28 protein-coding genes are annotated in these 24,900 nt (G+C 49.8%); 10 read left to right on the top strand and 18 right to left on the bottom strand.

Annotated features, from left to right (window positions below):
• Window positions 1-160: 160 nt before the first annotated feature.
• On the bottom strand, window positions 161-1,198 hold the full coding sequence (locus FP815_07550) for a deoxyguanosinetriphosphate triphosphohydrolase (GenBank protein ID MBA3014796.1): 1,038 nt from the start codon (window positions 1,196-1,198) through the stop codon (window positions 161-163).
• 242 nt (window positions 1,199-1,440) lie between these two features.
• Between FP815_07550 and FP815_07545 the strand changes: the two genes are divergently transcribed.
• Both FP815_07545 and FP815_07540 read left to right on the top strand, forming a co-directional pair.
• Window positions 1,441-1,959, top strand: coding sequence for a nucleoside deaminase (locus FP815_07545; protein MBA3014795.1), 519 nt, complete (start codon window positions 1,441-1,443; stop codon window positions 1,957-1,959).
• A 49-nt stretch (window positions 1,960-2,008) separates the two neighbouring features.
• Window positions 2,009-3,043 (top strand): radical SAM protein, encoded by a 1,035-nt coding sequence (locus tag FP815_07540; GenBank protein ID MBA3014794.1) that lies wholly within the window; start codon window positions 2,009-2,011, stop codon window positions 3,041-3,043.
• 57 nt (window positions 3,044-3,100) lie between these two features.
• Here FP815_07540 and phoU read toward each other — a convergent pair whose 3' ends face one another.
• From phoU to FP815_07515, 5 genes are all read right to left on the bottom strand, one after another.
• Window positions 3,101-3,772 carry a phosphate signaling complex protein PhoU gene (gene phoU, locus FP815_07535; GenBank protein ID MBA3014793.1) on the bottom strand — a complete coding sequence of 224 codons (672 nt, stop codon included), beginning with the start codon at window positions 3,770-3,772 and terminating at the stop codon, window positions 3,101-3,103.
• Between the two features lie 184 nt (window positions 3,773-3,956).
• A complete protein-coding gene (locus tag FP815_07530; GenBank protein MBA3014792.1) occupies window positions 3,957-5,573 on the bottom strand; it encodes an ATP-binding cassette domain-containing protein in 1,617 nt (538 codons plus the stop codon).
• A 239-nt stretch (window positions 5,574-5,812) separates the two neighbouring features.
• On the bottom strand, window positions 5,813-6,850 hold the full coding sequence (gene msrB, locus FP815_07525; GenBank protein ID MBA3014791.1) for a peptide-methionine (R)-S-oxide reductase MsrB: 1,038 nt from the start codon (window positions 6,848-6,850) through the stop codon (window positions 5,813-5,815).
• A 353-nt stretch (window positions 6,851-7,203) separates the two neighbouring features.
• On the bottom strand, window positions 7,204-7,917 hold the full coding sequence (tatC, locus tag FP815_07520; protein MBA3014790.1) for a twin-arginine translocase subunit TatC: 714 nt from the start codon (window positions 7,915-7,917) through the stop codon (window positions 7,204-7,206).
• Window positions 7,898-8,242, bottom strand: a complete 345-nt coding sequence (locus tag FP815_07515; GenBank protein MBA3014789.1) for a twin-arginine translocase TatA/TatE family subunit — start codon at window positions 8,240-8,242, stop codon at window positions 7,898-7,900. Before FP815_07515 ends, tatC begins: the two co-directional genes overlap by 20 nt.
• 220 nt (window positions 8,243-8,462) lie before the next feature.
• On the opposite strand from FP815_07515, the gene FP815_07510 reads away from it, so the two are divergent.
• A complete protein-coding gene (locus FP815_07510; GenBank protein MBA3014788.1) occupies window positions 8,463-9,755 on the top strand; it encodes an adenylosuccinate synthase in 1,293 nt (430 codons plus the stop codon).
• 15 nt (window positions 9,756-9,770) lie between these two features.
• Here FP815_07510 and FP815_07505 read toward each other — a convergent pair whose 3' ends face one another.
• The 4 genes from FP815_07505 to FP815_07490 form a co-directional block, all read right to left on the bottom strand.
• A complete protein-coding gene (locus FP815_07505; protein MBA3014787.1) occupies window positions 9,771-10,433 on the bottom strand; it encodes a hypothetical protein in 663 nt (220 codons plus the stop codon).
• Complete coding sequence (locus FP815_07500; protein ID MBA3014786.1) at window positions 10,430-10,975, bottom strand: hypothetical protein; 546 nt, start codon at window positions 10,973-10,975, stop codon at window positions 10,430-10,432. Before FP815_07500 ends, FP815_07505 begins: the two co-directional genes overlap by 4 nt.
• A gap of 95 nt (window positions 10,976-11,070) precedes the next feature.
• A complete protein-coding gene (locus FP815_07495; GenBank protein MBA3014785.1) occupies window positions 11,071-11,361 on the bottom strand; it encodes a hypothetical protein in 291 nt (96 codons plus the stop codon).
• Window position 11,362: 1 nt separating this feature from the next.
• Window positions 11,363-12,106, bottom strand: a complete 744-nt coding sequence (locus tag FP815_07490; protein ID MBA3014784.1) for a hypothetical protein — start codon at window positions 12,104-12,106, stop codon at window positions 11,363-11,365.
• 586 nt (window positions 12,107-12,692) lie between these two features.
• Between FP815_07490 and FP815_07485 the strand changes: the two genes are divergently transcribed.
• The 7 genes from FP815_07485 (at window position 12,693) to FP815_07455 (ending at window position 17,310) form a co-directional block, all read left to right on the top strand.
• Window positions 12,693-12,962 carry a DNA-directed RNA polymerase subunit omega gene (locus tag FP815_07485; GenBank protein ID MBA3014783.1) on the top strand — a complete coding sequence of 90 codons (270 nt, stop codon included), beginning with the start codon at window positions 12,693-12,695 and terminating at the stop codon, window positions 12,960-12,962.
• Window position 12,963: 1 nt separating this feature from the next.
• Window positions 12,964-14,067, top strand: coding sequence for a molecular chaperone DnaJ (dnaJ, locus tag FP815_07480; protein ID MBA3014782.1), 1,104 nt, complete (start codon window positions 12,964-12,966; stop codon window positions 14,065-14,067).
• Between the two features lie 18 nt (window positions 14,068-14,085).
• On the top strand, window positions 14,086-14,583 hold the full coding sequence (gene moaC / locus FP815_07475; GenBank protein ID MBA3014781.1) for a cyclic pyranopterin monophosphate synthase MoaC: 498 nt from the start codon (window positions 14,086-14,088) through the stop codon (window positions 14,581-14,583).
• Between the two features lie 49 nt (window positions 14,584-14,632).
• Window positions 14,633-14,995, top strand: a complete 363-nt coding sequence (gene dksA / locus FP815_07470; GenBank protein MBA3014780.1) for an RNA polymerase-binding protein DksA — start codon at window positions 14,633-14,635, stop codon at window positions 14,993-14,995.
• A 36-nt stretch (window positions 14,996-15,031) separates the two neighbouring features.
• Window positions 15,032-16,030 (top strand): galactose-1-phosphate uridylyltransferase, encoded by a 999-nt coding sequence (gene galT / locus FP815_07465; protein ID MBA3014779.1) that lies wholly within the window; start codon window positions 15,032-15,034, stop codon window positions 16,028-16,030.
• A 174-nt stretch (window positions 16,031-16,204) separates the two neighbouring features.
• A complete protein-coding gene (locus FP815_07460; protein MBA3014778.1) occupies window positions 16,205-16,561 on the top strand; it encodes a response regulator in 357 nt (118 codons plus the stop codon).
• The gene (locus FP815_07455) at window positions 16,558-17,310 is read left to right on the top strand and encodes a hypothetical protein (protein MBA3014777.1); all 753 of its coding nucleotides are present in this window, start codon (window positions 16,558-16,560) and stop codon (window positions 17,308-17,310) included. Before FP815_07460 ends, FP815_07455 begins: the two co-directional genes overlap by 4 nt.
• A gap of 7 nt (window positions 17,311-17,317) precedes the next feature.
• Here FP815_07455 and FP815_07450 read toward each other — a convergent pair whose 3' ends face one another.
• The 8 genes from FP815_07450 to FP815_07415 form a co-directional block, all read right to left on the bottom strand.
• Entirely contained in the window at window positions 17,318-18,184 is an 867-nt protein-coding gene (locus FP815_07450) for a hypothetical protein (protein MBA3014776.1), read from the bottom strand.
• Window positions 18,185-18,248: 64 nt separating this feature from the next.
• The gene (locus tag FP815_07445; protein MBA3014775.1) at window positions 18,249-18,536 is read right to left on the bottom strand and encodes a GIY-YIG nuclease family protein; all 288 of its coding nucleotides are present in this window, start codon (window positions 18,534-18,536) and stop codon (window positions 18,249-18,251) included.
• Window positions 18,533-19,027: a hypothetical protein gene (locus tag FP815_07440; protein MBA3014774.1), complete on the bottom strand. Its 495-nt coding sequence runs from the start codon at window positions 19,025-19,027 to the stop codon at window positions 18,533-18,535. The genes FP815_07445 and FP815_07440 overlap by 4 nt, the downstream gene beginning before the upstream one ends.
• A gap of 147 nt (window positions 19,028-19,174) precedes the next feature.
• Entirely contained in the window at window positions 19,175-20,047 is an 873-nt protein-coding gene (locus tag FP815_07435) for a cytochrome c biogenesis protein ResB (protein MBA3014773.1), read from the bottom strand.
• Window positions 20,048-20,089: 42 nt separating this feature from the next.
• Window positions 20,090-21,691 carry an HDOD domain-containing protein gene (locus FP815_07430; protein ID MBA3014772.1) on the bottom strand — a complete coding sequence of 534 codons (1,602 nt, stop codon included), beginning with the start codon at window positions 21,689-21,691 and terminating at the stop codon, window positions 20,090-20,092.
• Window positions 21,688-23,079: a tRNA uridine-5-carboxymethylaminomethyl(34) synthesis GTPase MnmE gene (mnmE, locus tag FP815_07425; GenBank protein ID MBA3014771.1), complete on the bottom strand. Its 1,392-nt coding sequence runs from the start codon at window positions 23,077-23,079 to the stop codon at window positions 21,688-21,690. The genes FP815_07430 and mnmE overlap by 4 nt, the downstream gene beginning before the upstream one ends.
• Window positions 23,080-23,130: 51 nt before the next feature.
• Window positions 23,131-24,084: a hypothetical protein gene (locus tag FP815_07420; GenBank protein MBA3014770.1), complete on the bottom strand. Its 954-nt coding sequence runs from the start codon at window positions 24,082-24,084 to the stop codon at window positions 23,131-23,133.
• Window positions 24,085-24,191: 107 nt separating this feature from the next.
• A partial coding sequence (locus FP815_07415; protein MBA3014769.1) for a membrane protein insertase YidC occupies window positions 24,192-24,900 on the bottom strand: 709 nt, incomplete at its 5' end.

The raw sequence follows: 24,900 nt of genomic DNA, 5'->3' as shown, positions 1-24,900 counted from the left end.
ATTTACCTGGATCGCGCCCGGATCTGGGTCAGATTTGGTTGCGCCGATTGAACAAAACCGCAGGCGTAGCAGCGCTACGTCGAGGATTTTGTGATTGAGGCGCGACCAAAGATGGCCCAAAGCCGGGATGCGTTATGGTAAATTGGTATTTTCCAAGTCCCTAAGCAAAATTCTTAGGTAAGAAAATCTGCTGGTACAAATTTTGAGCAAAACGATCGGTCATACTGGCTATATAGTCGCAAACCCGTCTAGCATGGGAGGAACTCGCAGCAAACCCGTTGATCTGTTGCTCGAAAAGCTCCTTATTTTCATAATAATAGGCAAACAACTCCTTAAGTATCTTGGATGCCTTCATAAATTCGGCATGAACCTGTTCCGAACGATAGACGTTGTGAAACAAAAAAGTCCGAAGCTGCTGCATGGTCGCGCCGATTTCAGGATCAACACCAAAAACCAGGCGCCCATCCTTAGGCGCCGTACCGACGATCACCCCCTGGATCATGGTCAGGTTCCGGCGCGAATGGGTGGCGCCGAGCACCTCGTTACATACCGGTGGAATATCATGCTCAGTAATGATTCCACTGCGGATCGCATCGTCCAAATCGTGGCTTAAGTAAGCAATGATATCGGCATAACGCACCACACAACCCTCAGCGGTTTCTGGCATGTCGTGAGTATTGGTGGGTATTACTTCGCCATACCCCTTGGAATGCTTGGCTATTCCGTCACGCACTTCATAACTCAAATTCAATCCCATCCCATCGTTCTCAAGGACATCGACCACCCGCAAACTCTGCACATAGTGATGAAAGCCGCCAGGTGCAAATTCCTTAAGCACCGTTTCTCCGGCATGCCCAAAGGGGGTGTGCCCCAAGTCGTGCGCCAAAGCAATGGCTTCAACCAAATCTTCGTTCAAACCAAGACCCCGGGCCAACGCCCGGCCAATCTCGGATACCTCCAGAGTATGAGTAAGACGGGTACGATAATGATCGCCGCTTGGCGCGAGAAAGACTTGAGTCTTATACTTCAGGCGTCGGAACGCCTTAGAATATACAATTCGATCACGATCACGCTGAAAGGCAGTCCGCAGGGAACAGCTATCCTCTTCCCTGATCCGTCCCTTGCTATTAGCGCTGAGACAGGCATATTCAGAGAGACAATTACGTTCGTTCTGCTCTATTCTTTCACGGATCAGCATAAAATTAGATGATAGCCCAACCTGAAAAAATCCTTGTCGCCGCAACCACGGACGGCTATCCTTGATCAATGGCAATTTCTTTCAAACTAAAGAGCATCAGGAGAACTTCAGCACTCCTGTGCAACCCAAACAAAAAGTACGCAGCAGCCCTATGCAGGTCACTGTATCATCTACCGCCTGTATTAATTGGACTGTTGGCCGCCACTTGTCAATACTATTCTTATTGAATCCGGAAAAATACCATGCCGAGCAGACACCTCGACTTCATGAAAAAGGCCCTCACCGAGGCAGATAATGCCCTAAAAAATGGGGAATTCCCCGTCGGTTGCGTCATGGTTCATAACCAGAAGATCATCGCCTGCGGTAGAAGGCAGAACAGCGGAGCCAACCCCAGTCAACCAGTCAACGAGATTGACCATGCCGAGATCATGGCCTTGCGCGAACTTCTCACTCTCTCCCCCCAGATAAACTTAGCAGAAGTCACGGTTTACGCCACTCTCGAGCCCTGCCTGATGTGCTACGCCACTCTTTTGATCAGCGGCATCCGCACCATCGTCTATGCTTACGAGGATGCCATGGGCGGAGGGACCATGCTCCGCCTTGACCAACTCCCTCCCCTCTACCAGGGAATGAAAATTACGATTATCCCCCACATCATGCGAGAAGAGAGCCTGTCGCTATTTAAACAATTTTTTTCCAGCGGTCAAAACGCCTATCTCAAAGACACACTGCTGGCCGCGTACACTTTAGAACAGCGATAACGCCCACCAACGGCTTTCACCCGATTTAAATTCTCAACAAAAGGATCCCATGACCAGACAACTTCAACAACGCACCCTCGCCTTCCAGGACAACGAACGAAATGTTTTCTTCCACATTCTGACCGCCTGCAACCTCTCCTGCCGCCACTGCTACATCAATCCCTCTCAGCATGGCAGCGCAACCCTGCCGGAAACAACAATCAACGCATGGCTCAAGCTCTTCGCATCTCCCGAAAAAAAGACCAACCTCATCCTCCTTGGCGGCGAACCGACCCTGCACCCGGCCCTACCTTCGGTGATCAAGACCGCACGGGCACTAGGCTACCATTCCGTTACCGTTGACACCAACGGTTTCTTGCATCATGACCTGCTCAACCACATCACCCCGGACGAAGCGGTTTTAAGTTTCAGCCTGGATGGCCCCACCCCTGAAATTAATGATCCCCTACGAGGCCACGGTGTCTTTGCTACCTGCACCCAGAACCTGGCTAAAGCGGTTGCCATGGGGTTTGAAGTCAGTGTTATCTACACGGTGAGCGCAATGAATATCGCTCACCTTGCCGATATGCCTCGCCTACTTGCAGAACTCGGGGTCCATCATTTCTTCATTCAGATCATCGGCCTGCGCGGCAACTCGGCCCAGGCCAGCGACCAACCCCTGCAAATAAGCCATAAGCAATGGCTGACAACAGTCCCTAAAGTCGCCATGGCTGCCGCGCAACTCGGTCTCCATGTGATCTATCCCAAAGTCTTTTTAGGGCCGGGGGAGGCCTTTGCCTGCGCTGGCAACGTTGCCGAGAACTTCTTCATCTTCCCCAACGGTCGGGTCTATTGCTGCCCGTTATGCGAAGATTTCCCAATCCACTCTTACCAAATCGAAGACAACGCCCTGCATCTGCGCTCTGGACTGATCGAAAAAAATTTCTTCTCCCTCCAGATCCCCGAGGGCTGCGTAATGAATAAACTGCTGCAACCAGGGAGTATTGCCTATCACGCGGACGGCCAACCACATCACCGCATCTCGTGCTGCCTGTTGAAACAGGAGATCGTTGATCCTGACACATCAAAAAGCGATATCGCTTAGCAATAATTCAAATCTACTACTCAAGGCTAAACAAAAAGGAGAAGAAAAGCGCCCGACTTACTCCTCAAATACTTCCGGGGTATGGCGGACTATTTCGGCATTGACCAGATAGATCACGTCCTCGGCGATATTGCAGGCATGATCGGCAATCCGCTCCAAATGCCTGCCGACAGAGACAGCATGAAGTAAGGCGTTGACCCGCTCAGGCTGGGCATGAATAAACATCTCTTTAACGCGGCCATACATATTGCGATTGATGGTGTCGACCTCTTCATCCTGCGAACGGACCTTAAAGGCCAATCGAACATCAAGGTTGACCAAGGCATCAATACTCTTGGTCAGCATCCGCTCCACTTTAGTCGACATCTCCACCGCATCAAAAGGCAACTCCATAGGCTCCTGCCCATTGAGAAAGACACTGCGCTCGGCGATATTGACCGCCAAATCACCAACCCGCTCCAAGTCACTGTTGATCTTCAATACAGCGATAATAAAACGTAGATCGATGGCCACCGGCTGATGGAGGGCCAAAACCTTCAAGCAGTCTTCCTCAATCTCCACCTCCATGTTGTCTATATCATGATCGGCGGCAATAACCGCCTCAGCCATCGCCATATCCCTCCTGATGAGTGACAGCGTAGCCTTATAGACACGATCCTCAACTTCACCACCCATGGTAACAATCTTATTTTTCAGGGACTCGATCTCCCGCTGCAGATGTCTTGGCATAGCATATTCTCCTATTATCCCAAATTACTTACATCAAGATATCTCGATCTAAGGCAAACAACTGATTTGAAAATCAAGATCCATTAAGACCCACATTACCATCGGTTGCTGCTCCAATCCGGTGAAATTTACCAGAGACGACCTGAGCAACATAAAGCAACAGACATTTCAGCCCTTATACCTCTTAAACAGCAGCTTCTCGAAGCCTGGCAACCTCGGGATCTTCCAGATAGTCATCATAGTTCGTCATCCGATCAATGGAACCATTCCGGGTAATTTCAACAATCCGGTTGGCCACGGTCGAGACGAACTCATGATCATGCGAAGAAAAAAGGATCACTTCCGGGTAGGCAATCAGGCCATTATTCAACGCTGTAATGGACTCCAAATCCAGATGGTTCGTCGGTTCGTCCAGGATCAGGGCATTGGCTCCAACCAGCATCATCCGCGACAGCATACACCGCACTCGCTCCCCTCCCGACAAAGAGCTAGTCTTCTTCAGAGCCTCTTCACCAGAGAAGAGCATCCGCCCCAAAAAACCACGGACAAAGGTTTCATCATCGGAACCAGGGGGGGCAAACCGCCGAAGCCACTCAATCAGATTCTGATCAGTGTTGAAAAAATCACTGTTGTCCTTGGGGAAATATGAGTGAGTCATGGTCACTCCCCAGCGGAACGTGCCAGCATCAGGAGCCATTTCTCCGACCAGAATCTGAAACAGAGTGGTCTTGGCCAAGCCATTGCTGCCGGCAAAGGCAATCTTGTCACCCTTATTGACGGTAAGGGAAAAATCACGCAACACCGGCTCGCCGTCAATCGTCTTACTGATACGGTCGATATTGAGGATAATATCACCGCAGGGCCGCTCAGCCTTAAAGAAAACATACGGGTATTTCCGCGAAGAGGCGGGCAGGTCCTCAATGTTAAGCTTATCGAGAAGCTTCTTCCGCGAAGTGGCTTGCTTAGACTTAGAGGCATTGGCCGAGAAGCGCAGTATAAACTCCTTCAACTCGTTGGCCCGATCGGTCAACTTCCGGTTTTCATTCTGCCGCTGCTTGATGTTAAGCTGACTGGCATGGTACCAAAAATCATAATTTCCCACATAAACCTGAATACGACCGAAATCGATATCGGCAATGTGAGTGCAGACCTGATTCAAGAAGTGACGGTCATGGGAAACAATGATTACCGTATTTTGGAAGCGGAACAAAAAATCAGCCAGCCAATTGATCGTCTTGACATCGAGATGGTTGGTCGGCTCATCCAGCAGAAGAATATCGGGATTTCCAAACAGTGACTGGGCCAACAACACCCGGACCTTGTCCGTGTCTTCCAACTCCTTCATTTTTTTCTGACGCAGCTCTTCGGAGATACCAAGTCCGGAGAGCAGGACTGCGGCATCGCTTTCCGCATCGTATCCGTTCATCTCGCCAAATTCTATCTCAAGGTCACCAACACGGATACCATCGGCCTCCGAGAGTTCCGGCATGGCGTAGATTTTTTCACGCTCGATCATAACCTCATACAGGCGCGCATGGCCCATAATAACGGTATGGATCACCGATTCTTCGTCAAATGCAAAGTGATCCTGTCGCAGCATGGCAACCCGCTCTCCTGTGCCAATGGCGACATCCCCATGATCCGGCTCCTTTTCGCCTGACAAGATTTTGAGAAATGTTGACTTGCCGGCGCCATTGGCGCCAATCAATCCGTAACAATTGCCAGGGGTGAATTTAATGTTTACGTCTTTAAAAATTACGCGCTTACCATAGGCAAGAGAGACGTTAATGGCGCTGATCATCGAGAACTATTCCTTATGAAATTGTGAGGAGAACCTGTCTTCGTCGTACAATACGGTGTAACGACTGACCTCGGGGGACATAAAAAAACCACAGGTCATATTCCTGTGGTCAAGGGGACGGCTTTTTTTATAGCACCATCACTCTCTTCAAGCAATGTTTTTCCGTGGGGACAATGCCTGCCAGAATACACGGCACCACTGATCTCGGCAACAGATCCGCATCGGCACAACTTGAGTCATCAAGGGGTGAAGTACTTGAGTAAGTCGCCATAGCCTTCTTCTGCCATGCGCTCTACCGAGACAAAACGGAGAGCGGCTGAGTTGATGCAATAACGAAGACCAGTCGTGGCTGGGCCATCATTAAAGACATGGCCAAGATGAGAATTAGCCTTCTTACTGCGAACCTCTGTGCGAACCGAAAACCAACTCCGATCCTGGTGTTCAATGACCGTGTCATCGGATAGGGGCTTGCTGAAACTGGGCCAACCCGTTCCCGAATCATACTTGTCCACAGACAGAAACAGCGGCTCTCCAGAGACGACATCGACATACACTCCAGCTTTTTTGTTATCCCAGTACTCGTTATCAAAGGCAGGTTCAGTCCCATCCTCCTGGGTAACCCGATACTGCATGGGAGAAAGCCGTTTTTTCAGATCGGCGGCAGGAGCAGCCGCTGCGTTGGCCTCAGCAGACCAGATCTTTTCCAAAAACTGATCACGACCTGAGCCATTCCGGTAAAACCGATAACGGAGAGGATTTTTTTTATAATAATCCTGATGGTACTCTTCCGCCGGATAAAATGGGCTCGCTGCCATAATTTTAGTCACAATCGACTTACTGAATCGGCCACTTTTCGCAAGTTCATCCTTGGATCGTTCGGCCTCCTGACGCTGGGACTCGCTATGAAAAAAAATTGCACTGGTGTAGGACAGGCCCCGGTCGACAAACTGACCATCGGGATCGGTAGGATCCACCTGACGCCAGAAAAGGTCAAGCAACTGCGGATACGACACTATTGCCGGATCAAAAGCTACCTGAACCACCTCAAGATGCCCACCCACGGCATACGTCTCGTAATTGGGCTTAGCCGTCGAACCTCCAGAGTATCCTGAAGTGACCGAAATAACACCTGGGAGCGCCTCGAAGGGTTTCTCCATACACCAAAAACACCCCCCCGCGAATGTCGCGGTTTCAACTGTCCGCGCTTCTGCCGGAAAAGATGCCAGAGCACAGCCAAAAATGAAGATAACACTTAACCAGAAAGTTAATGTTTGCATGACATATTCTCCAGTGATGACGGTTTATTCTGATGGCACGTCCTGATCTGTTTCTTCCCGCCAACCGGTATAGACGCTGATATTACTGTCAATCCGGGACCAATTTGATCGCCGCTCACAACCTCTTCTCTTGCGACGATGGGCGCGCCCCCGCCGTTCACGGCCTCCATTATCAAAATAATCCAGTGAATAGGATCGTCGGCGATCACTTCCGGATCGTCGATCACAGCAACGACGATAAATTCTCACAGAGATTAACTCCTCCACCAAAAGAGGGGAATTATAATTACCCCAATTGACGGTGATCAGTTATCGATTTACGGTTAACTGACAACCTGAACAATTGCGGGCAATTACGCTATGGCACGGCCAACCAAAGCTCCCACCTCATAAAGCCCGCCTAAGGGGATGGCCAGAAGAATCGCGGAAAAAGGATCCCCTGCCGCCAGGACAAATGCCAGCCCGAGAAGACCTAAATAAAAGTACAGGCGCTTCTGAACAAAATGATCCACACCGACCAGACCGGTTTTAACAGCGGCGGCCATCAAAAAAGGGATCTCGAAGGCTAAGCCGAAGGCCAATCCCGTTCGGGCTATAAAGGTCAAATATTCCCCGAACTTAGGCATAGGCGTCAGGTCTGCCCGCGCGAAACCCATCAGAAAAGAGAGCGCCCGGGGCAGGACAATCCAATAAGCAAAAGCGGCGCCAGCCAGAAAAAGAAGGCTTGCAAGCAGAACCACAGTAAATACTGCGGATTTTTCATGGGCATGGAGGCCGGGAGAGACAAATCGCCATGCCTGATGGATAAGGATCGGGGAGCTGGCTGTGATTCCCACCAATACCGCCAGTTTCATATAGGAGAAAAAAGCTTCCGTCAAATTGGTATAAACCAAGTGGGTCAACTCGGGGCTGACCCGCAACAGCGGGGCAATGAAGAACTCGGATAAGGGTTCGGCAAAGGCGTAAGCAACACTGCTGCACACCACGATTGCCACCATGGAGACTAGCACCCGACGGCGAAGTTCTTTAAGGTGAGAGCCGCAGTGATCAAAGAGTGACAGCATCATCGCGGATTCCCTTGGACAAGGCGTCTTCAGACACAGAGGATGCTTGTGCTTCTGGGCCAGAGGACTCCCCCGCGTGATCAAAGGACCTCATAGGCGTGGCAAGGGGAGTAAATTCGGCAATCTGTGGCCGCTCGGGCGTGACCTTCTCCCAGGCGGGTTTGTCGTCTTCGTCCTGAAGGCTGTCTTTCAGGGCATTGGTAGCCCGTTTCAATTCAATCACCTGCCGGGCCAGCGTTTTGGCGAGTTCAGGTAATTTCTCCGGGCCCACGACAATAAGCGCGACCGCCATGATCAAGATCAACTCAGGAAGACCGATTCCAAACATGTTTATGAGCCTATCGGGAGGATAAGGAGAAAAACGACACACTGTAGTATGAGAGAAAGCTACGGCATTTGAGTCCCAGTGTCAAGCGCCTTGATAGATTGACATTTAGGACAGCTTTGACTATTATGCCCGGCGCAGAGTAAGCTCAGAGCAGAACAGCCACGCCGACCAGTGGCCATAACTGAAAGTAAAGAACACAACACCTGGAGCAACCAACACCATGGCCAATGTGGTAATTATAGGCACCCAATGGGGTGACGAGGGAAAAGGAAAGATCGTCGATCTGTTGACAGGTTATGCCGATTACGTTGTCCGTTTTCAGGGGGGCAACAACGCTGGCCACACTTTAGTCGTCGAGGGGAAAAAATTTGTCTTCCACCTGATTCCATCCGGCATTCTTTACGAAAATAAGAAATGCTTCATTGGCAACGGTGTGGTCCTTGACCCCGGTGTCCTCTTACAGGAAATGCACAGCCTAGACGCCAACGGAATGCGGGTTACTCCACAGCGACTGGCTATCAGTGAAAACTGCCATCTAATCATGCCATACCACAGGATGCTGGATCAAGCGTCAGAGGCCGGGATGCAGCAGGGGAAAAAAATCGGCACAACCGGACGGGGAATCGGACCTTGTTATGGCGATAAGATCCTGCGCAAGGGGATCAAACTTGGTGAACTTCGGGACAGCGACCTCTTCCGCGACAAACTTAAAGACAACCTTGCCGAAAAGAAATCATCCCTGGGAGACGCCGCCTCGCCACTGGACCTGGAGGCGATTTATGCCGAGTTCATGGGTTACGCAGAACAACTCGCTCCCTACATTGACAACGTCTCCGTGGCTCTCGACCTGGGACGAAAGGCCGGCAAGCACATTTTGTTTGAGGGCGCTCAAGGAACACAGCTGGACATCGATCACGGGACCTATCCCTTTGTCACCTCATCAAACACAGTAGCGGGCAACGCCTGCACTGGCTCCGGTTTTGGCCCATCCCACATCGACGCTGTAATTGGAATCCTCAAAGCGTATACCACCAGGGTTGGCGAGGGCCCCTTCCCAACCGAACTGTTTGATACGACAGGGGATCAACTCCAAGAAAAAGGCGGGGAGTTCGGCGCCACTACCGGCCGAAAACGTCGCTGTGGATGGCTGGATGCGGTCATTGCTCAAGAGGCGGTTCGCTTAAACGGCGTCACCGGTCTGGCCATCACCAAACTTGATGTCTTAAGCGGCCAGAAGACATTAAAAATTGCCACTTCCTACGAGGCAGATGGCAATCGTTATACTGCCATGCCCGGAAACATCCGAGTCACCAGTCGACTGAACCCCCTGTACGAAGAGGTTCAAGGCTGGCAGGAGGAAATTGATCAGGCAGTGAACGTGGATGACCTCCCCCAGAAAGCCCGGGACTATATCAAACGCATTGAAGACCTGACCGAGATACCCGCGTATATCGTCTCCGTCGGACCAGGCCGCGAGCAGACCATGCTCCTGAAAAATCCCTTTCAGAACTAACCCCCCTCGGCAATGCTAACGGCGGACGTAACGTGAGCCAACTATCACATCCGTCATATCAACAGCCGCTTGAGCCAGCATATTAACCAGGACCGGCGCTCCTGCCGGTCGTTTAATTGAAGGTGAACCCAGAGCAGCGGACAACCGGCTGACCAAGTCAGTCTGAGGATAATCGTACGGCTGATCCATTGCCTGCCCGATATGCCACACGGTCGCCCCTGTATTGACACTCAACATCCTAACCGTCAAGTCGAGGCGAGCCCCTCCTAATTCTGTCCCCTCCACCGCATAATTGATTTTTCCAACCAGGACCAGATCAATCCCCGCCAAACGTCCTGCAGCCAAGGCCTCGGAGAAGTCCCCATAAGCGGCCGGCAATACTTTGACCACCGGAAAGGCAGCCTTACCCAAAAGCACATCCTGATAAAGCGCAGCAATCTGCTGCCCAAACTTCGGATCCTTGCCCTCTGGCAACAAAAAGGGCAGTACTCCCACTGTGGCATGACTATAGGTTTCTGCCATCAAAGGATGAATATACACAACAGGCACCCCTTTTTTTACCCTAACCTCTGAGGAGGCTTGTCGCTCTACCGCCGTTGCGCATCCAGTAATCCACACCACGGTAACAAGCCAGAGCGCTATAGTAGAAACTCGTCGTATCTTTAATAGTAAAATCATCGCTCATACCCCGACACCGGTCCATCAACCAACCCGACATCATCCGCCAGCATATAGTTAATCGCAGCGCTTCGCTCTAATTCCATCCCGGCAACACTCAGCACCTCCTGGGATCGGACATCCAACAGCTTAACATTGATGATCACTGTCTTCGGCGTTAAGGAATAAGTTCCTGCAACAATGGCATTAGCTTCATACTGCTGCGCCAGCCGGGCGGCATCACGACTCAAGACCATCTCTCCATTTTTGGCCTGGATCATAATATTAGCAACCTTTCGCAATTCCACCACCCCATAGCCATGTTGAAACAACTGAGTGGCCAATGATTCACTCATAGTCCTGCCAAATGTAGATGTCTGCCGCAGGTCATCAAGATTGACCAGGGTGGTAAAAATCAGCCTGCCGCCACTGTTTCCCTCTCTGCGGTTGACACGAAGCTGCCTGGACAACTCCTCACTTATGCCAAAAAAATCCGGACTTACCTCAACAACAGGCTGTGAAACTCCAGAAGGACCACCGCATCCACTAATGGCGAAAATCATAACAAAGACGGCCCAAATTACCTGAATGCCCCTGCATCGCCAAAATATTGACACCATATTCCTTAAGTTCACCGGAGCCCCTCCCACGTTGCCGCTCACCGTTTTGCCTCGATAACAGCCACAGCCTTGTCCTGACCTTTTGCAGCCAGTGCCTTAAGTTCTGGACTAACCGCTATCCTGTTGACAATTGCAAATTGCTCCCTTGCTAACTCAAAACGGCCTGCCTCCATAAATTTCAGCGCATGAGCGTAGCGCTCCTCGGCATATTTCTCCATCCCCCGGTCTGAGTTGGTTGTCAGATATGTCCCGCAGCTCACGACAGCCAGCGACACCATGATGACCACCACGGAAACCATGCCATGAATAAAGGAAATCCGGCGTCGCATGCTAGTTCACTGCCTCAACCGAAACCAATCCCCCGCGCCGGGCCGGAGCTGACTCATCCTTCAGCATTCGGAGGGTAAGCTCATCCAGCGCAAAGGTCAGATTCGCGTGAGAGAGAACCATGCCATCTCTATTACGCAGCACCCTGGCATTAATCAGGATCTGCCCGTTGGCATAGGAGTAAGTTCCAACCACCATCGCCTGAGATCCAAGCTCAGAACTTAATTCATTCATATCTCGAGAAAGTCCATATTCACCTAAATATTCGTGCACCATTAAACCCTTCGCCTTACGAACATCGATCACCTCTATGCCGGCAGCTTGAAATTCACCGATCATTTGCTCGCCCAAGTAACGTCCCAAGGATGAGGTTTTATATAGATTATTTAAATTGACGAAACTGTTAACAGTAAGCACATAACCATCGACAACATCTTCCTGCCCATTAACAATGAGTTGCTGCGCCAACTCCCGAGTCCTTGACCTAAGCTCCTCCGCCTCAGCCGCAGGAAATTGATGCCCTGGGTCAGACTCACGCCTGATAGCAAAAAAAGAGAAATAATCCCAAATCCTCTTTTCTTCAGAAGGTTCCGCCGCCCTAGACGTTCGAAACTGATAATCAGGTCGCGAGTGTTGAGTAGAAGATCCACCAAAGATCCCTCCGGCCAAGACCCCAGCGCCTCCAGTATTAATCAGAGCCATGCTCGTCAACAAAAAAACAAGGACTACTCTTGTGTTATTAAGCATCACTCCTCCTTATTCATGGCCTGACCATCGGCTCAGCGGGATAAACTACGGCCTCATAGCGTTCAACACCTACATCTGACCAGTACGCCTGCCACAGATCAGTGCCAGTCGAAATGCCGCCCCCACCTGCACTGCAAGAGGTTACCAGCGCCATTACCATCATAAACACGACTAATTTAGCCATAGATCATCCTGTCATTATTTTGACGTGGAATTTTTTTCCTCATACTGAAAACCACCGAACTAGCCAGTTATTGCTAAACATTGAACACTATTTCTAAACCCAATCCCTATCCTGGTAATATTTTATTGCAGAATACGTGCCATTCAACCTCACACACCCTGACTCAATTCTCGTTAAGTTAAGAGTAATCAGCCAACCGAGGGGATATTGGCAAAAAAATATTGCCAAAAAAAAATTTCTTATTATATTACAACAGTTTTAGTCTGGGATGTTTTTCGCTCGGGAGACATCTTGCCTATCATAGAACCAGACACACAGAATCCACATGGCAGAAACGCCTTACTGGATCAAAATAGCGTTTTTGGGGCATTGATCACAATTATCGCGAAAGGAGCATAGCACATGGCACGCATAACGGTTGAAGATTGTCTCAAACAAGTCGGCAGTGAAAACAGATTCGCCCTGATCCACCTGGCCCTTGCCAGACTGCATCAACACCGGACCGGGATGCCCTATCTGGTTGAAGGAAAAAACAAAGAGGTTGTCATGACCCTACGGGAAATTGCCGCGGGAAAAGTGACCGCCGAAAGCATCAAACAACTTGCAGAAAAAGCAAAGCAAAAAGCCAAGGAGGAAGTGGCCAGCCCCGAGGATGATACGGCCGCTAAGTGATATGAGCTATTACGAGACGTTGGGAGTTTCCTCCTCAGCCTCTGCAGAAGAGATCAAAAAAGGCTATCGCAAGATGGCCATGAAGTATCACCCCGACCGCAACCCCGGTGACAAAGCGGCTGAAGATAAGTTCAAAGCAGCAGCCGAGGCTTACGAGGTTCTGGGAGACCCAGAAAAGCGCCAAATTTATGACCGTTACGGCAAAGAAGGTCTGACAAATCGGGGCTATCATGGACCGGGCAATGCCGAAGATATCTTTTCAAATTTTGGCGACATCTTTGAAGACCTCTTTGGGTTTGGCGGTGGCGGCCAGCGCAGACAAAAAAATGGCCCCATTCCCGGTTCGGATCTTCGTTATGACCTGTCAATTTCTTTCATGGAAGCAATTCACGGGGTTAACAAAGAGATCGACATCACCAAACCAGAAACATGCTGGACCTGTGAAGGGACAGGGCTTCGCCCAGGTTATCAGAGCAAGACCTGTTCGTCGTGCAATGGTCGAGGACAAGTCCTGCGAGCGCAAGGCTTCTTTCGGCTGAGCACAACCTGCCCGCAATGCCAAGGAGCCGGAGAAATCATCACCGACCCATGCCAGGATTGTGGCGGCAACGGACTGATCAACAAAAAGAAAAAAGTATCTCTCAAGATCCCGGCAGGAGTGGATACCGGCGCCAGGATGCGCTTACAAGGCGAGGGACAGGGCGGAAGGAAGGGTGGCCACGCAGGCGACCTCTATGTCATCCTTCATGTCGACGCCCATGAACTCTTTGAGAGAAACGGCGAGGATATTTTTTACACCCTCCCTATCTCCATGGTTCAAGCGACACTAGGGGCTACGATCGACATCCTCACTGTTCACGGAACAAAACCCATCGCTATCGCCAAGGGAACACAGACAAACGATACCTTCACCCTCAAAGGTGAAGGCGTTCCCAGCCTCAGGGGTCATGGCCGCGGCAACATGACAGTCATTTTCAAAGTGCTTACCCCTACCGGCCTCACTAAAAAGCAGGAAGAACTGTTGCGGGAGTTTGCCGGGGATGAGGAAAATGATCAAAAAAATAAACCCGAGGAAGAAGGGTTTTTTCAGAAACTTTTCCACTGAGTTAGCCTGCACACATCCATGACAGACAATCGCACCAATCTCCGCCTCTCTCATTTTGATCAGGCCGGAAATGCCATCATGGTGGATGTATCGGCAAAAGAGGATACCTTCCGCGAAGCGGTAGCATCCGGGCGTATTGTTATGTCGCAAGCTGTATATGCGATGGTGCGCAATGGAGAGATTGCAAAAGGTGATGTCCTAGGTGTTGCCCGTCTGGCCGGAATCATGGCTGCAAAAAAGGTGGATCAACTGATCCCCCTGGCGCACCCCTTAAACATCACCAAAGCCGAAATCAATTTTAATTTTGATGACTCCAGTTCAGCTATTACCATTTCAGCCATAGTCAAGATTACCGGCAAGACAGGAGTTGAGATGGAAGCGCTGACCGCTGTCAGCATTGCAGCATTAACCATCTACGATATGTGCAAGGCGGCAGACAAGGGAATGGTCATCAGTGAAATCAAGCTTGTGAAAAAAACTGGCGGAAAAAGCGGGACATTTCACGCCGACCCATGATAGATTAATAATTACGATTACTTCATCCCGCTTGGAGGATAAGATTGATATGGAAAGAGAAAAGTTACAGTATTTCAGAAGGAAACTGGAAGAGATGAGCGCCGAACTTTTATCAGAGGCCGACAAAACACTCTCAGACATGACGGTCCAAAGCGATAACTACCCTGACCCAACTGATCGAGCATCTGCCGAGTCGGACCGCAGCTTTGAACTCCGGATTCGTGATCGTGAGAGAAAGCTTCAAGCCAAGATCAAGGAAGCCATCTTGCGGATTGACGACGAGAGCTATGGTATCTGCGAAGCTTGTGGTGATGATATCACTACAGAAAGATTGGACGCACGTCCTGTGACCACTCTTTGCATCGAGTGCAAAACCAAGCAGGAAGACCACGAAAAAGCCCATGCAGGTTGATCTTGCTGCGCACTGACTCTTCCCCACTAAACAAATATGCCTGAACTTCGCAAAGACCCTATCCTTGGCCGATGGATAATAATTTCCAAGGAACGGGGCAAGAGGCCCACCGACTTTATTGTCGAACCGACAAACACCAGGGGCGGGTTCTGCCCCCTCTGTCCCGGCAACGAAAAGACCACTCCGGCTGAAGTGCTACGCTACGGCACTCCACAGGCGTCCAATTCACCGGGCTGGAACCTGCGGGTGGTACCCAACAAATACCCGGCCTTGGTTATTGAAGGGAACCTTGATAAGGCCGGCGAGGGGCTTTACGACAAGATGAACGGGATCGGGGCTCATGAAGTCATCATTGAGACCCCGAACCATGAGGAATCTTTTACCTACTTGTCTGTAGACCGTATGGCCCAAGTCTTCTTTGCCTTCCGTGACCGGTTGATTGACCTGGCCTACGATCCCAGGTTCCGGTATGTGATGGTTTTTAAAAACTTTGGGCGTGCCGCTGGGGCATCACTGGAACACTCCCACTCCCAACTCGTCGCCCTACCCATCCTCCCACGGATGATTGTCTCAGAATTAGAGGGTAGCCTTGCCTACTATAAGTACAAGGAACGCTGCATATTCTGTGACATTATCAACCAGGAACGCCGCGACCAAGTTAGGATCGTCTGCGAAAATGAGCGATTCATCGCCATTGCACCATTCGCCCCCCGTTCACCATTTGAAATGTGGATACTTCCTACCCAGCACTTGTCCTCCTATATTTCAATGGACAATCGCTCATACGAACTTCTGGCATCTATTTTTTCTGAGGCACTGCGCCGGCTAGACGCATGCATCCCCAACGCGCCATATAATTTCGTCCTGCATACCTCCCCGTTGCGATCAGAACCCCTGGATCATTTTCACTGGCATTTTGAAATCGTACCAAAATTGACCCAGATTGCCGGATTTGAATGGGGTTCAGGGTTTTATATTAACCCCACCCCCCCGGAAGAGGCAGCAAAATATCTTCGAGAAGTAACCCTCGGCTGAGCCAACCCTGACCAAACGAATCCTGTGTCACACCCACACCTCCTGTCGCTTGCACACTAAGACAGAGGGGCAAGACAAACTGAATGCTCACCGTAAACAAGATATCCCTTCATATTTTTTGTTGATCACATAGGCCACCCCAAAAGGCCTCAACTCCTCCAAGAGAGAAACGCCATGAACAACATTCTACTTGTTGACGACGAAGATTCTATCCACCTGTTATACCGCGAAGAATTAGAAGATGATGGGTATACAGTCCATTCCGCTTTCACCGGCCAGGAGGCCCTGACCAAACTAACCCAAATCGACGTTGACCTTGTCATTCTTGACATCAACATGCCGGGCATGAACGGTCTTGAGGCCCTTCGCCGTATCAAAGAGATCAATCCCACACTGCCAGTTATTTTAAGTTCGGCATATCAGGAATTTAAACAGGACTTATCTTCCTGGGCATCAGATGAATATCTGGTCAAATCTGCCAATCTCGACGAACTCAAAGCTGCAGTAAAACGGCACCTGCCTCTGAAATGAAGGACATCCAGAACCAACCCGATTTCAGACGAATTAACATTCAAAAGGTTGGAGTCAAAAACATCATTTATCCACTTACCGTTCTAGACAAAAAAAACGGTACCCAGAAGACTGTTGCCACGGTCAATATGTACGTCAATCTGCCCCATCATTTCAAGGGCACCCACATGAGCCGGTTCATTGAGATACTGAGCCGTTTTCATGGAGAAATCCATCTCAAGAATTTCCACATAATTCTCGCAGCCATGAAAGAAAGCCTTCAGGCAGAAGCTGCGCATTTGGAAATCGAGTTCCCCTATTTCCTGAAAAAGACATCAACAGAAGTGGCAACGACAGTTGAATATCAATGTGCAATGCATGGATCACTTGAAACCAAGGACGATCTGGTGCTGACGGTTCGGGTGCCTATTTATCCACCCAGCCCAACTCAGACTGCCTACGGCCTGCCCAAGTCATTAGGACACTGGGGAGTTGCCTCTGTCAGCGTCCGCCTGCTGCACTTCATCTGGATTGAAGATTTAATCGGCATGGTAGAGGGGGTCACCAACCACAACCTGTGCTGGGCGGATTGCAACTCTCTCGAGGCTGGTGAACGATTGGAACTGGAAGGAATTACCAAGGCACTGGGCAAGACATTGCAGAAAAATAAAGCAATACGCTGGTTTGAACTCCGCATCATAAACTATTCCGAGGGCTGCAACACTTTCACCTCCCTGAATTGGCCTGACGATGATGAATTACGCCGATAAATGCGACTCAGGTCTTTCCTGAGCCCCCCGTCAACCGATTTTTGATCACCCAATACAGCCAATCGGCCTGTTTATCGGAAAAATTTTTGCGCTTCTGCTCGATAAAGGTCTTTAATGCCTCTACTGATGTAAAGTTCACCGAATAGAATCCCTTGGTATAGGCACCGTGTCCAAGGAGAGAGATTTTATCTTTGCCTTCAACGCCTAATATCAAATCATGATTTGAATATGCAGTTGTTCCGTTAATCTCCTTTACCGTGCCATGCAACTCCTTATCAATATATTGGTATGACGCCCATCCTACCACCAACAGCAACACAATGGCGACAGAGGTGGCGATTTTAGCAGCACGGCCATAGACTTGGGGATTGAAAATATCATTGGCAGAAAAGGGAATAAGACTGGCGATTGCTGCCGAGATATCATTTTCCCTGGCCAGCATGGGCTTGACCACCATCCCTGTATAATTTTCAATGTCAGAAATCGCCACATTATCAGAGGGGTCCATCATGGCGATGTTCAAAATATTATTACTCCCCTTGCTCACAGGCAGGACAGTATATTTACGACAAAGATACCTTGGCAGCACTGCTGCAACATCTTTAGAGAATTCATTCTCAATGGTAATTATCGGTACCGCCATTTGCTGGGAAAGCACATCAAGTAGCTGATCACCGCTGATTACCCCCATCTTCAGCAGAATATAACCTAGTCTCCGGTTACCGCCGACTTGAACTCTGAGCCCCTCGTCAACCTTATCCTGAGTAGTAAGGCCATTGTCAACCAAGATTTCTCCAAGTCTTTTCTGCATTGCTCTCTCCTGAAAATTATGTTGCAACCGAACGCTCCTTTCTTTCATATATATATCGCACATCTCAAAAAGTATGCAATAAAAATAGCGGCAGGTACAAGGAGAGGGCTCTGGATAAAAACATGGTTCACCCCACGCCACCACAATTCGCCCTGTCGACCGAACACTTCCCAACAAGACTCCACTTATGTCCGGCGGTCATCTGCTTAATTTGCCACTCCCTCCGAGCAGCCTCAGACCTCGAAGCAGCAGGCTCGGTGTAGACCAACTTTACCGGTTGCCTGTATCTGGTGTAACGGGCGCCACCCTTTTCAGAGTTATGAGTTGCAAGCCGTCTGCTCAAATCAGTGGTAATCCCTGTATAAAGGGTGCCGTCACCACACAGAACAATATATACCCACCATCGCGAACTCATTCTGGAAGCACTAATAAATTATGATTGAGTCCTCCGATATATAAAAAAGGATCAAGAAAGCAAATCATCTCTGACCTAACGATCACCGGCCAGCTTAAGGGACGTGGAGGGAGTTCAGAAATAGCCAGAGTTGAAATGTGAAGATGCGTAGGGACACCGGGCCTCTTCAGTGGAGCAACCCGGGCGACAATGGAGCGGTCAGAATAGCGCTGTCCCAAGGCAACACCCGGTTCCACCACGACATGAGCAATAACAGAATACAGTTGCCAGCCATCATTCATCTGATCATGGGCAAAAAGTAGTGATTGGCCGAGAAAGTCAGGGAAAATATCCACCACAGTCCCATGAAACAGAGGAGGAATCATAGCTCCAGATTCAAGAAAACGGCAGTGACCAGCCGTGTCAAGATAACTACAAAGATCAATCCCCTCATGGGGTCCTGGCCTAGTCCCCTTCTCCCCCCACCAGAATGCCTCCTCCCCGAACCTCATCCCAGGAGACAGCTCCCATGAACAAAAGCCATGCTTATCCAAACCGTTAGCCTGAACCAAATGCTCAGTAAACGATTGATGTCGTTGGGTGCAAACAGAGCCACCCAAAACACGTAAAGATTCAGCTCTCACAGTAAGTATCACCCTCTATTCTGCCGCTCTGTTAGAATTACATCCACGACGGTGATCAAACATTTTATTAATAAAAAAAGAAATGTTACCAATTAACAACAGAGCAAACCCGAGATAGACCAAAGGTAACCCCCGATCTTTCACTATCTGAATTCCAGCATAGGACTGACCAGCGGGATCGGTCCCGGTGGCGGTATGGAAAAATCGAAGGCCCTGCCAGATGAGCGGGCGATTAACCTCACTCTGCCCATTAAAAGGAGGAGCACCGTCGACAATAATCGCCATATCTATCCATGTCCGCTTAACAACAGGAGTCTTAAACGCAACAAGCTGAATAACAGCACCGATTTTTACGTCGTCAACTGTTGTGCTCGCCATGATCTCTGACCGCCGTCCGTCTGGAAAAGTCACAGCGAGGGTAAGTGCTGGAAGTGTCGGATCAAAACCCAATGCCTCAATCTGAAGCCCCGCACAGACCAGACTCTCTCCGGTAATAAACTCGCAGAGCTGGACAGGGTCCCCATCAACCAGGACCCCTATTCTGACAGGAGTCGGGTAATAGTCATAGTTAATGCGTTTAACCATTAAACGAAAGCCCAAGGGGGTGTCTTCCTGACGATCCCAACGGAAAGCAGTAGCAGTATCGCTCCCCTCGTGAATATTGACAGTGGCGACAAAGCCAAGGCTACCCAGGGCACCACCAACTAAAATAGCCACAATACCACCATGAATCATCAACACGCTCGTCGTGAGACGCCGCCACTTGATAACAGTACAGAAAATCAAATTAATACTTAAGGCAAACAGAAGAAGGCGGCGAGGCCAGTGGATTGACGGCCAAAACCCCAGCGACTCAGGGATCAAGACCAGGGACAGCCCGACCATCAAGATGAGAGTGAACCTCTTTGAAGCGACTAAATCAACCAAGGTCTACGAGAAGGTGAGCCCATCGCTGAGACTGCTCCAGGTCTTAGAGAGTTCACTGTTAAAAGTATTGATAAATTCTGTGACGTTAATGTCACTGAAGGGCCGATGATGCTCTTGAATAATCGCCCAGGCATAAGACTCGCCGATCGGGGCTACGATCTCAGCGCCTGTTCCTGGGCAGTGACCAACGCCATGCTGAATGGCAAAAGCATCGGCAAGATGAATCAAGGCAACCGAGAGTTGGTTGGTGCGAGCGGCAATCGGAGCATGGTGAAAACGCATAACATCGATATAACTTTCCGGGAGCCCGATGCTTTCGCCTAACAGGGCGCCTGCCTGACCGTGATCAATGCTGATATAATTAATTTCAGCGGCATGAAGATCGGCACAGAGTTCGGAGTGAGGATCACTCAAATGAGGATAGAAACAGGGCTCGACAATGTCGAGGGCCAAAATCCCGATATCATGGAATAAACCTGCCAGATAAATATCAGAACTCATATTGAGGCGCAATACATCTCGAAGCAACGCTGCAATCCGCGCAACCATAGTCGAGTGTCGCCAAAAGCTCCGCCCCACCTCTTTATGGCCGCTAAAGGCCTTTCGCCGTTGCTTGATTCCGATATACTCGGACAGAATTGACTGAATATTTTTAATGCCGACGGTGATCATGGCGTGAGGGACCGTAGCAATTGGGACACTACGCCGATAAAAAGACGAGTTCGCTACCTGCATGATCTTCCAGGAAAGAGCTGGATCCATCTGCACCAAATCGGCGAGGCGAAGTGTATTTTCACTCTCTCCAGCGAGCAATGGCAGAATACGATTGCCGACAAGACGGTTATAGGGAAGCTCTAATGCGGCGGTGAGCTGACGCTGAAACGCCCTGACGACACCACGCTCCTTCTTCGCCGGCAAAGGAGGCAGTTCCATTTTTTGATTCTCTGTAACGAAAGAGGTCGTAGAAGTTGGTGCTGAAGTTGGTGTTGGAGTCGAAGTGGGCTTTAACTTTGGCTTATTGATATCCAAGGAATCCTTGGGCAGCTTGACAACAATCAAACGCCCCGCAGGAGGGACAACATCGATACTTGTCATCCGTTCGTTAGCAACGATCAGTCGAGAGACCAGGATTTCGCAAAACCTCTTGTAGAACTTAAGCTGCAGAAAAACGTTTGATGAGTTAATAATCTCCGGTTCCACCATCAGGAGAAAACAGTCACTGCGGGTGATGACCCCGGCCGTGCGCTTAACATCCATCACCAGCGACATTTCACCAAAACAGGCCCCAGACTGCAAGGTAGTGAGTTGCACGGCATGAATGCCGTCTTCGAGGGTCTTAAAGACCATCACTTCGCCCTTAATCAGAATATAAAAAACTCTCTCGTTGGTATTTTCCCTGATAAGCACTGTCTCCGCGGCAACCTTGAGCCATTTAGTGACTGAGAGAAACTGCCGAAGCTCATGATCATCAAAATTCTCGAAAAAATCGATCTTTTTCAAAAAGTTGATCTGTTCGTCTATATTGAATGCCATCGGGTTCCCTTCTGCGCGAAGCAGGGCGGTATTGATCAGGAATAAATCCCTACACAAAGCAACAGGAATCATTTACCGATACAGAACTCTCCAAAGATTGTATCCAGCACATCCTCAGTTGTCGTATAGCCGACAACCTCGCCTAAATGATCGAGTATAGTCTGAAGTTCTATGGCCAGCAGGTCCGGTGACAACTTTTCGCCAAGACCAGCCAGTAATCCATAACAGGAGGTCAACGCCTTAGCGAGCGCGGCCCGATGTCGTGCATTAGGGACCGTAGTGTATCCCGGATCCCACCCCCCTCCCTGCCCGGTCACCAGGGAAAAAATTGCATCTTCCAAGTCCCGAACTCCTGTGCCGTGCTTTGCAGATATAGCAACAACAGGATGGCCGTCTAAGCTCTCCCTCAATTCGTCAATCACACCATCAGAGCACAGGTCGCTCTTATTGGCTACCACCACAAGATGTTTCATTGAGGCCTCGGCAATCAGACCTTGATCATCCTGATGCAAAGGCTCTGCTGCATCCAGAACCAACAAAACGACATCGGCCATGGCCATTTTTTGCCTTGACCGCTGGATGCCGATGGCCTCGACTGAGTCCTTCGAGGCACGAATTCCCGCCGTATCAATAATCCTGACCGGCATCCCCTTGACCGTAATCTCTTCCTCGATGGTATCACGGGTAGTTCCAGCTTCGGAAGTGACAATTGCTCGGTCTTCCTGAAGAAGAACATTCAAAAGGCTCGACTTTCCTACATTGGGACGACCGACAATCACCACTGAAATACCATCCCTGAATACCTTACCACTGTCTGCAGCTAAGATCAAACCCTCCAATACCGGCAGAATATTTTGAGTCATGGACTGACCGATCTCCACAGGATTGATGATGTCAATCTCTTCATCCGGGAAATCAATGGCGACCTCGATAATGGCCCGCAGACGAACAAGGGCATCCAAAAGCTGCTGAACTCGGCCCTGTAACGTTCCATGAAGCTGATTGATCGCAAGCCTTACCCCTTGATGGCTCCGAGCCTGGAGCAAATCAAGCACGGCCTCGGCCTGGGTCAGATCAAGCCTGCCATTGAGAAAAGCTCGTTTGGTAAATTCACCAGGCTCCGCCAATCGAGCGCCAGCCTCTTGAATCAAAACCAGGATATCCTGCAGAATCAGATAGCTGCCATGACAGTGGATCTCCACCACATCCTCACGGGTATAGGTATGAGGAGCAGCCATGAAAACCGCCATCACCTCATCGACAACCCGACCGGTATGGGGCTGCTTAATCCAGCCGTATGTGAGACGATGACTTACGTGGGAGGGAAATGATCGTTTGGGGGTAAAAAGAAGATTAAGGATGGTAAGAGATGATGGTCCGCTGATCCGGACAATACCGATACCGCCTGGACCAGGCGGGGTGGCAATCGCGGCAATTGTCGGTTCGAGTCGACCAGTCATCTTATTGTAAAATGTATAAAAAACGTAGCGAAGAGGTGAAGAAACAAATTTCTATTCCTCCTTACCGGATGACTCTCCTCCGCCTCGTCCGGATCTCTTTCGGCCCTTGCCGGGCAGATAAATCCGGACCTTTTTAAACAATCCTTCGCCGATACTGGCGCTGCGAATCGCAGTGTCATCCTGAAGAACCACATGAACCATGCGCCGCTCAGCCGGGTTCAAAGCGCTGATCATCTGGCTTTTCCCGGTGTCCTTGACTTTCTGGGCAAGCTCAAGTGCCAATTGCTCAAGTTCCTTTTGCCGATCCTGACGGTAGGTGCCAGCATCAAGGGAGAGAGTAATCTTTTCGGGGAATTTCTGACTGACAATCTTGCGCAACAGGTATTGCAAGGCATCAAGAGTGCTCCCTTCTCGGCCTACAATAACCTCGTGGTTCTCTCCCCCTTGAATATGAACCGCAACCTTATGGTTTTCCACGGAGAGGGTCACGTCCGCCTCATACCCCATCAGCCGGAGCACGGTCTGAGTCAACTCTTTAATCTCATCAAGCACCTCCTGAGCTGGCGGATGAGAGGGTCGATCATCAAACCTGACACTCTCTCCTCGTTCTTGCTTCGTGCTCCCTCGCCTTGCCCCTGTCGGTTCTCCGAATGGTATGGAATGGGCAGCAGGAGTTTCCTTTCTAGCCTCATGCCGTCGAGGTTTTTCTGTCGCTTGAGACTTCGCCCGGATCTCTGAGTCAGGGACCGTTGCCTCTTTGGGTTTGCGGGGATGATGACGTTTACCCTTGACCAAAGTTTCGGCGCCTTCTTCCAATTCATGGGCCGAATCCTTACGAGAGACAAGTATTACCGCCTTCTTTCTACCTAAACCAAAGATCCCGGCAGAACCGGTGGCCAGAACTTCAATGTCGAGTTCGTTCTGGCTCACTTCGAAATCACTACAGGCTGAGGCTATCGCCTCATCAATATTTTTTCCCTTATATTCTTTTTTCTTGCTTACCATGGTTATTCCTTTGTCACAGTATACCGGATACAATCGGATACAGCCTGGGATGGAGTGCAATTTTTCTGATCGCTCCCCCGTGATCACTTACGCCTATCGACCTCAGATCAGGGTTCAACTGACCGATTGATAAAGTATTGCTGAACAATAGATAATAGATTGTTAACGAACCAATACAAGACGAGACCTGATGCGAAATTAAGAAACATGAAGGTGAAAATTACCGGCAAGAACATCATGATCTTCGCTTGAGTTGGATCTCCGGTCGTAGGGGTCATCTTCTGCTGCAAAAACATACTTGCCCCCATGAGCAGAGTCAAAACCGGAATTCCACCAAGACCAGGAATATCGAAACCAATATACAGACGATCAGGCGCGGACAGATCCGTGATCCACAGCATAAATGGCGCGTGACGCAACTCAATCGTTTGCAGCAGGACCTTATACAAAGCGAAGAAAACTGGAATCTGCAAGATCATGGGCAGACATCCGCCCAATGGATTAACCTTGTAAGTTTTATACAAGGTCATCATCTCCTGATTAAGCCGCTCGGTGTCATCCTTGTACTTTTCCCTAAGCTTGGCCATCTTGGGCTGAATCTTCTGCATAGTCTTCATCGACTTCATCCCCTTATGGGAGATGGGCCAGAACAGCAGTTTAAAGATGATTGTCACCAGGATGATGGCAACGCCATAATTGTGAAGATAGTGGTGCAGAAAATTAAGCAGAAAAAGAGTCGGCTTAGCGATTACATCAAACCAACCAAAATTAATAACCTTATCAAGGTTCGCTCCCGCCTCTTTAAGGATAGGTAGT

The organism is Desulfobulbaceae bacterium (genome assembly GCA_013792005.1).
Lineage (GTDB): Bacteria > Desulfobacterota > Desulfobulbia > Desulfobulbales > VMSU01 > VMSU01.
This window is presented reverse-complemented; position numbering and strand designations above follow the sequence as displayed.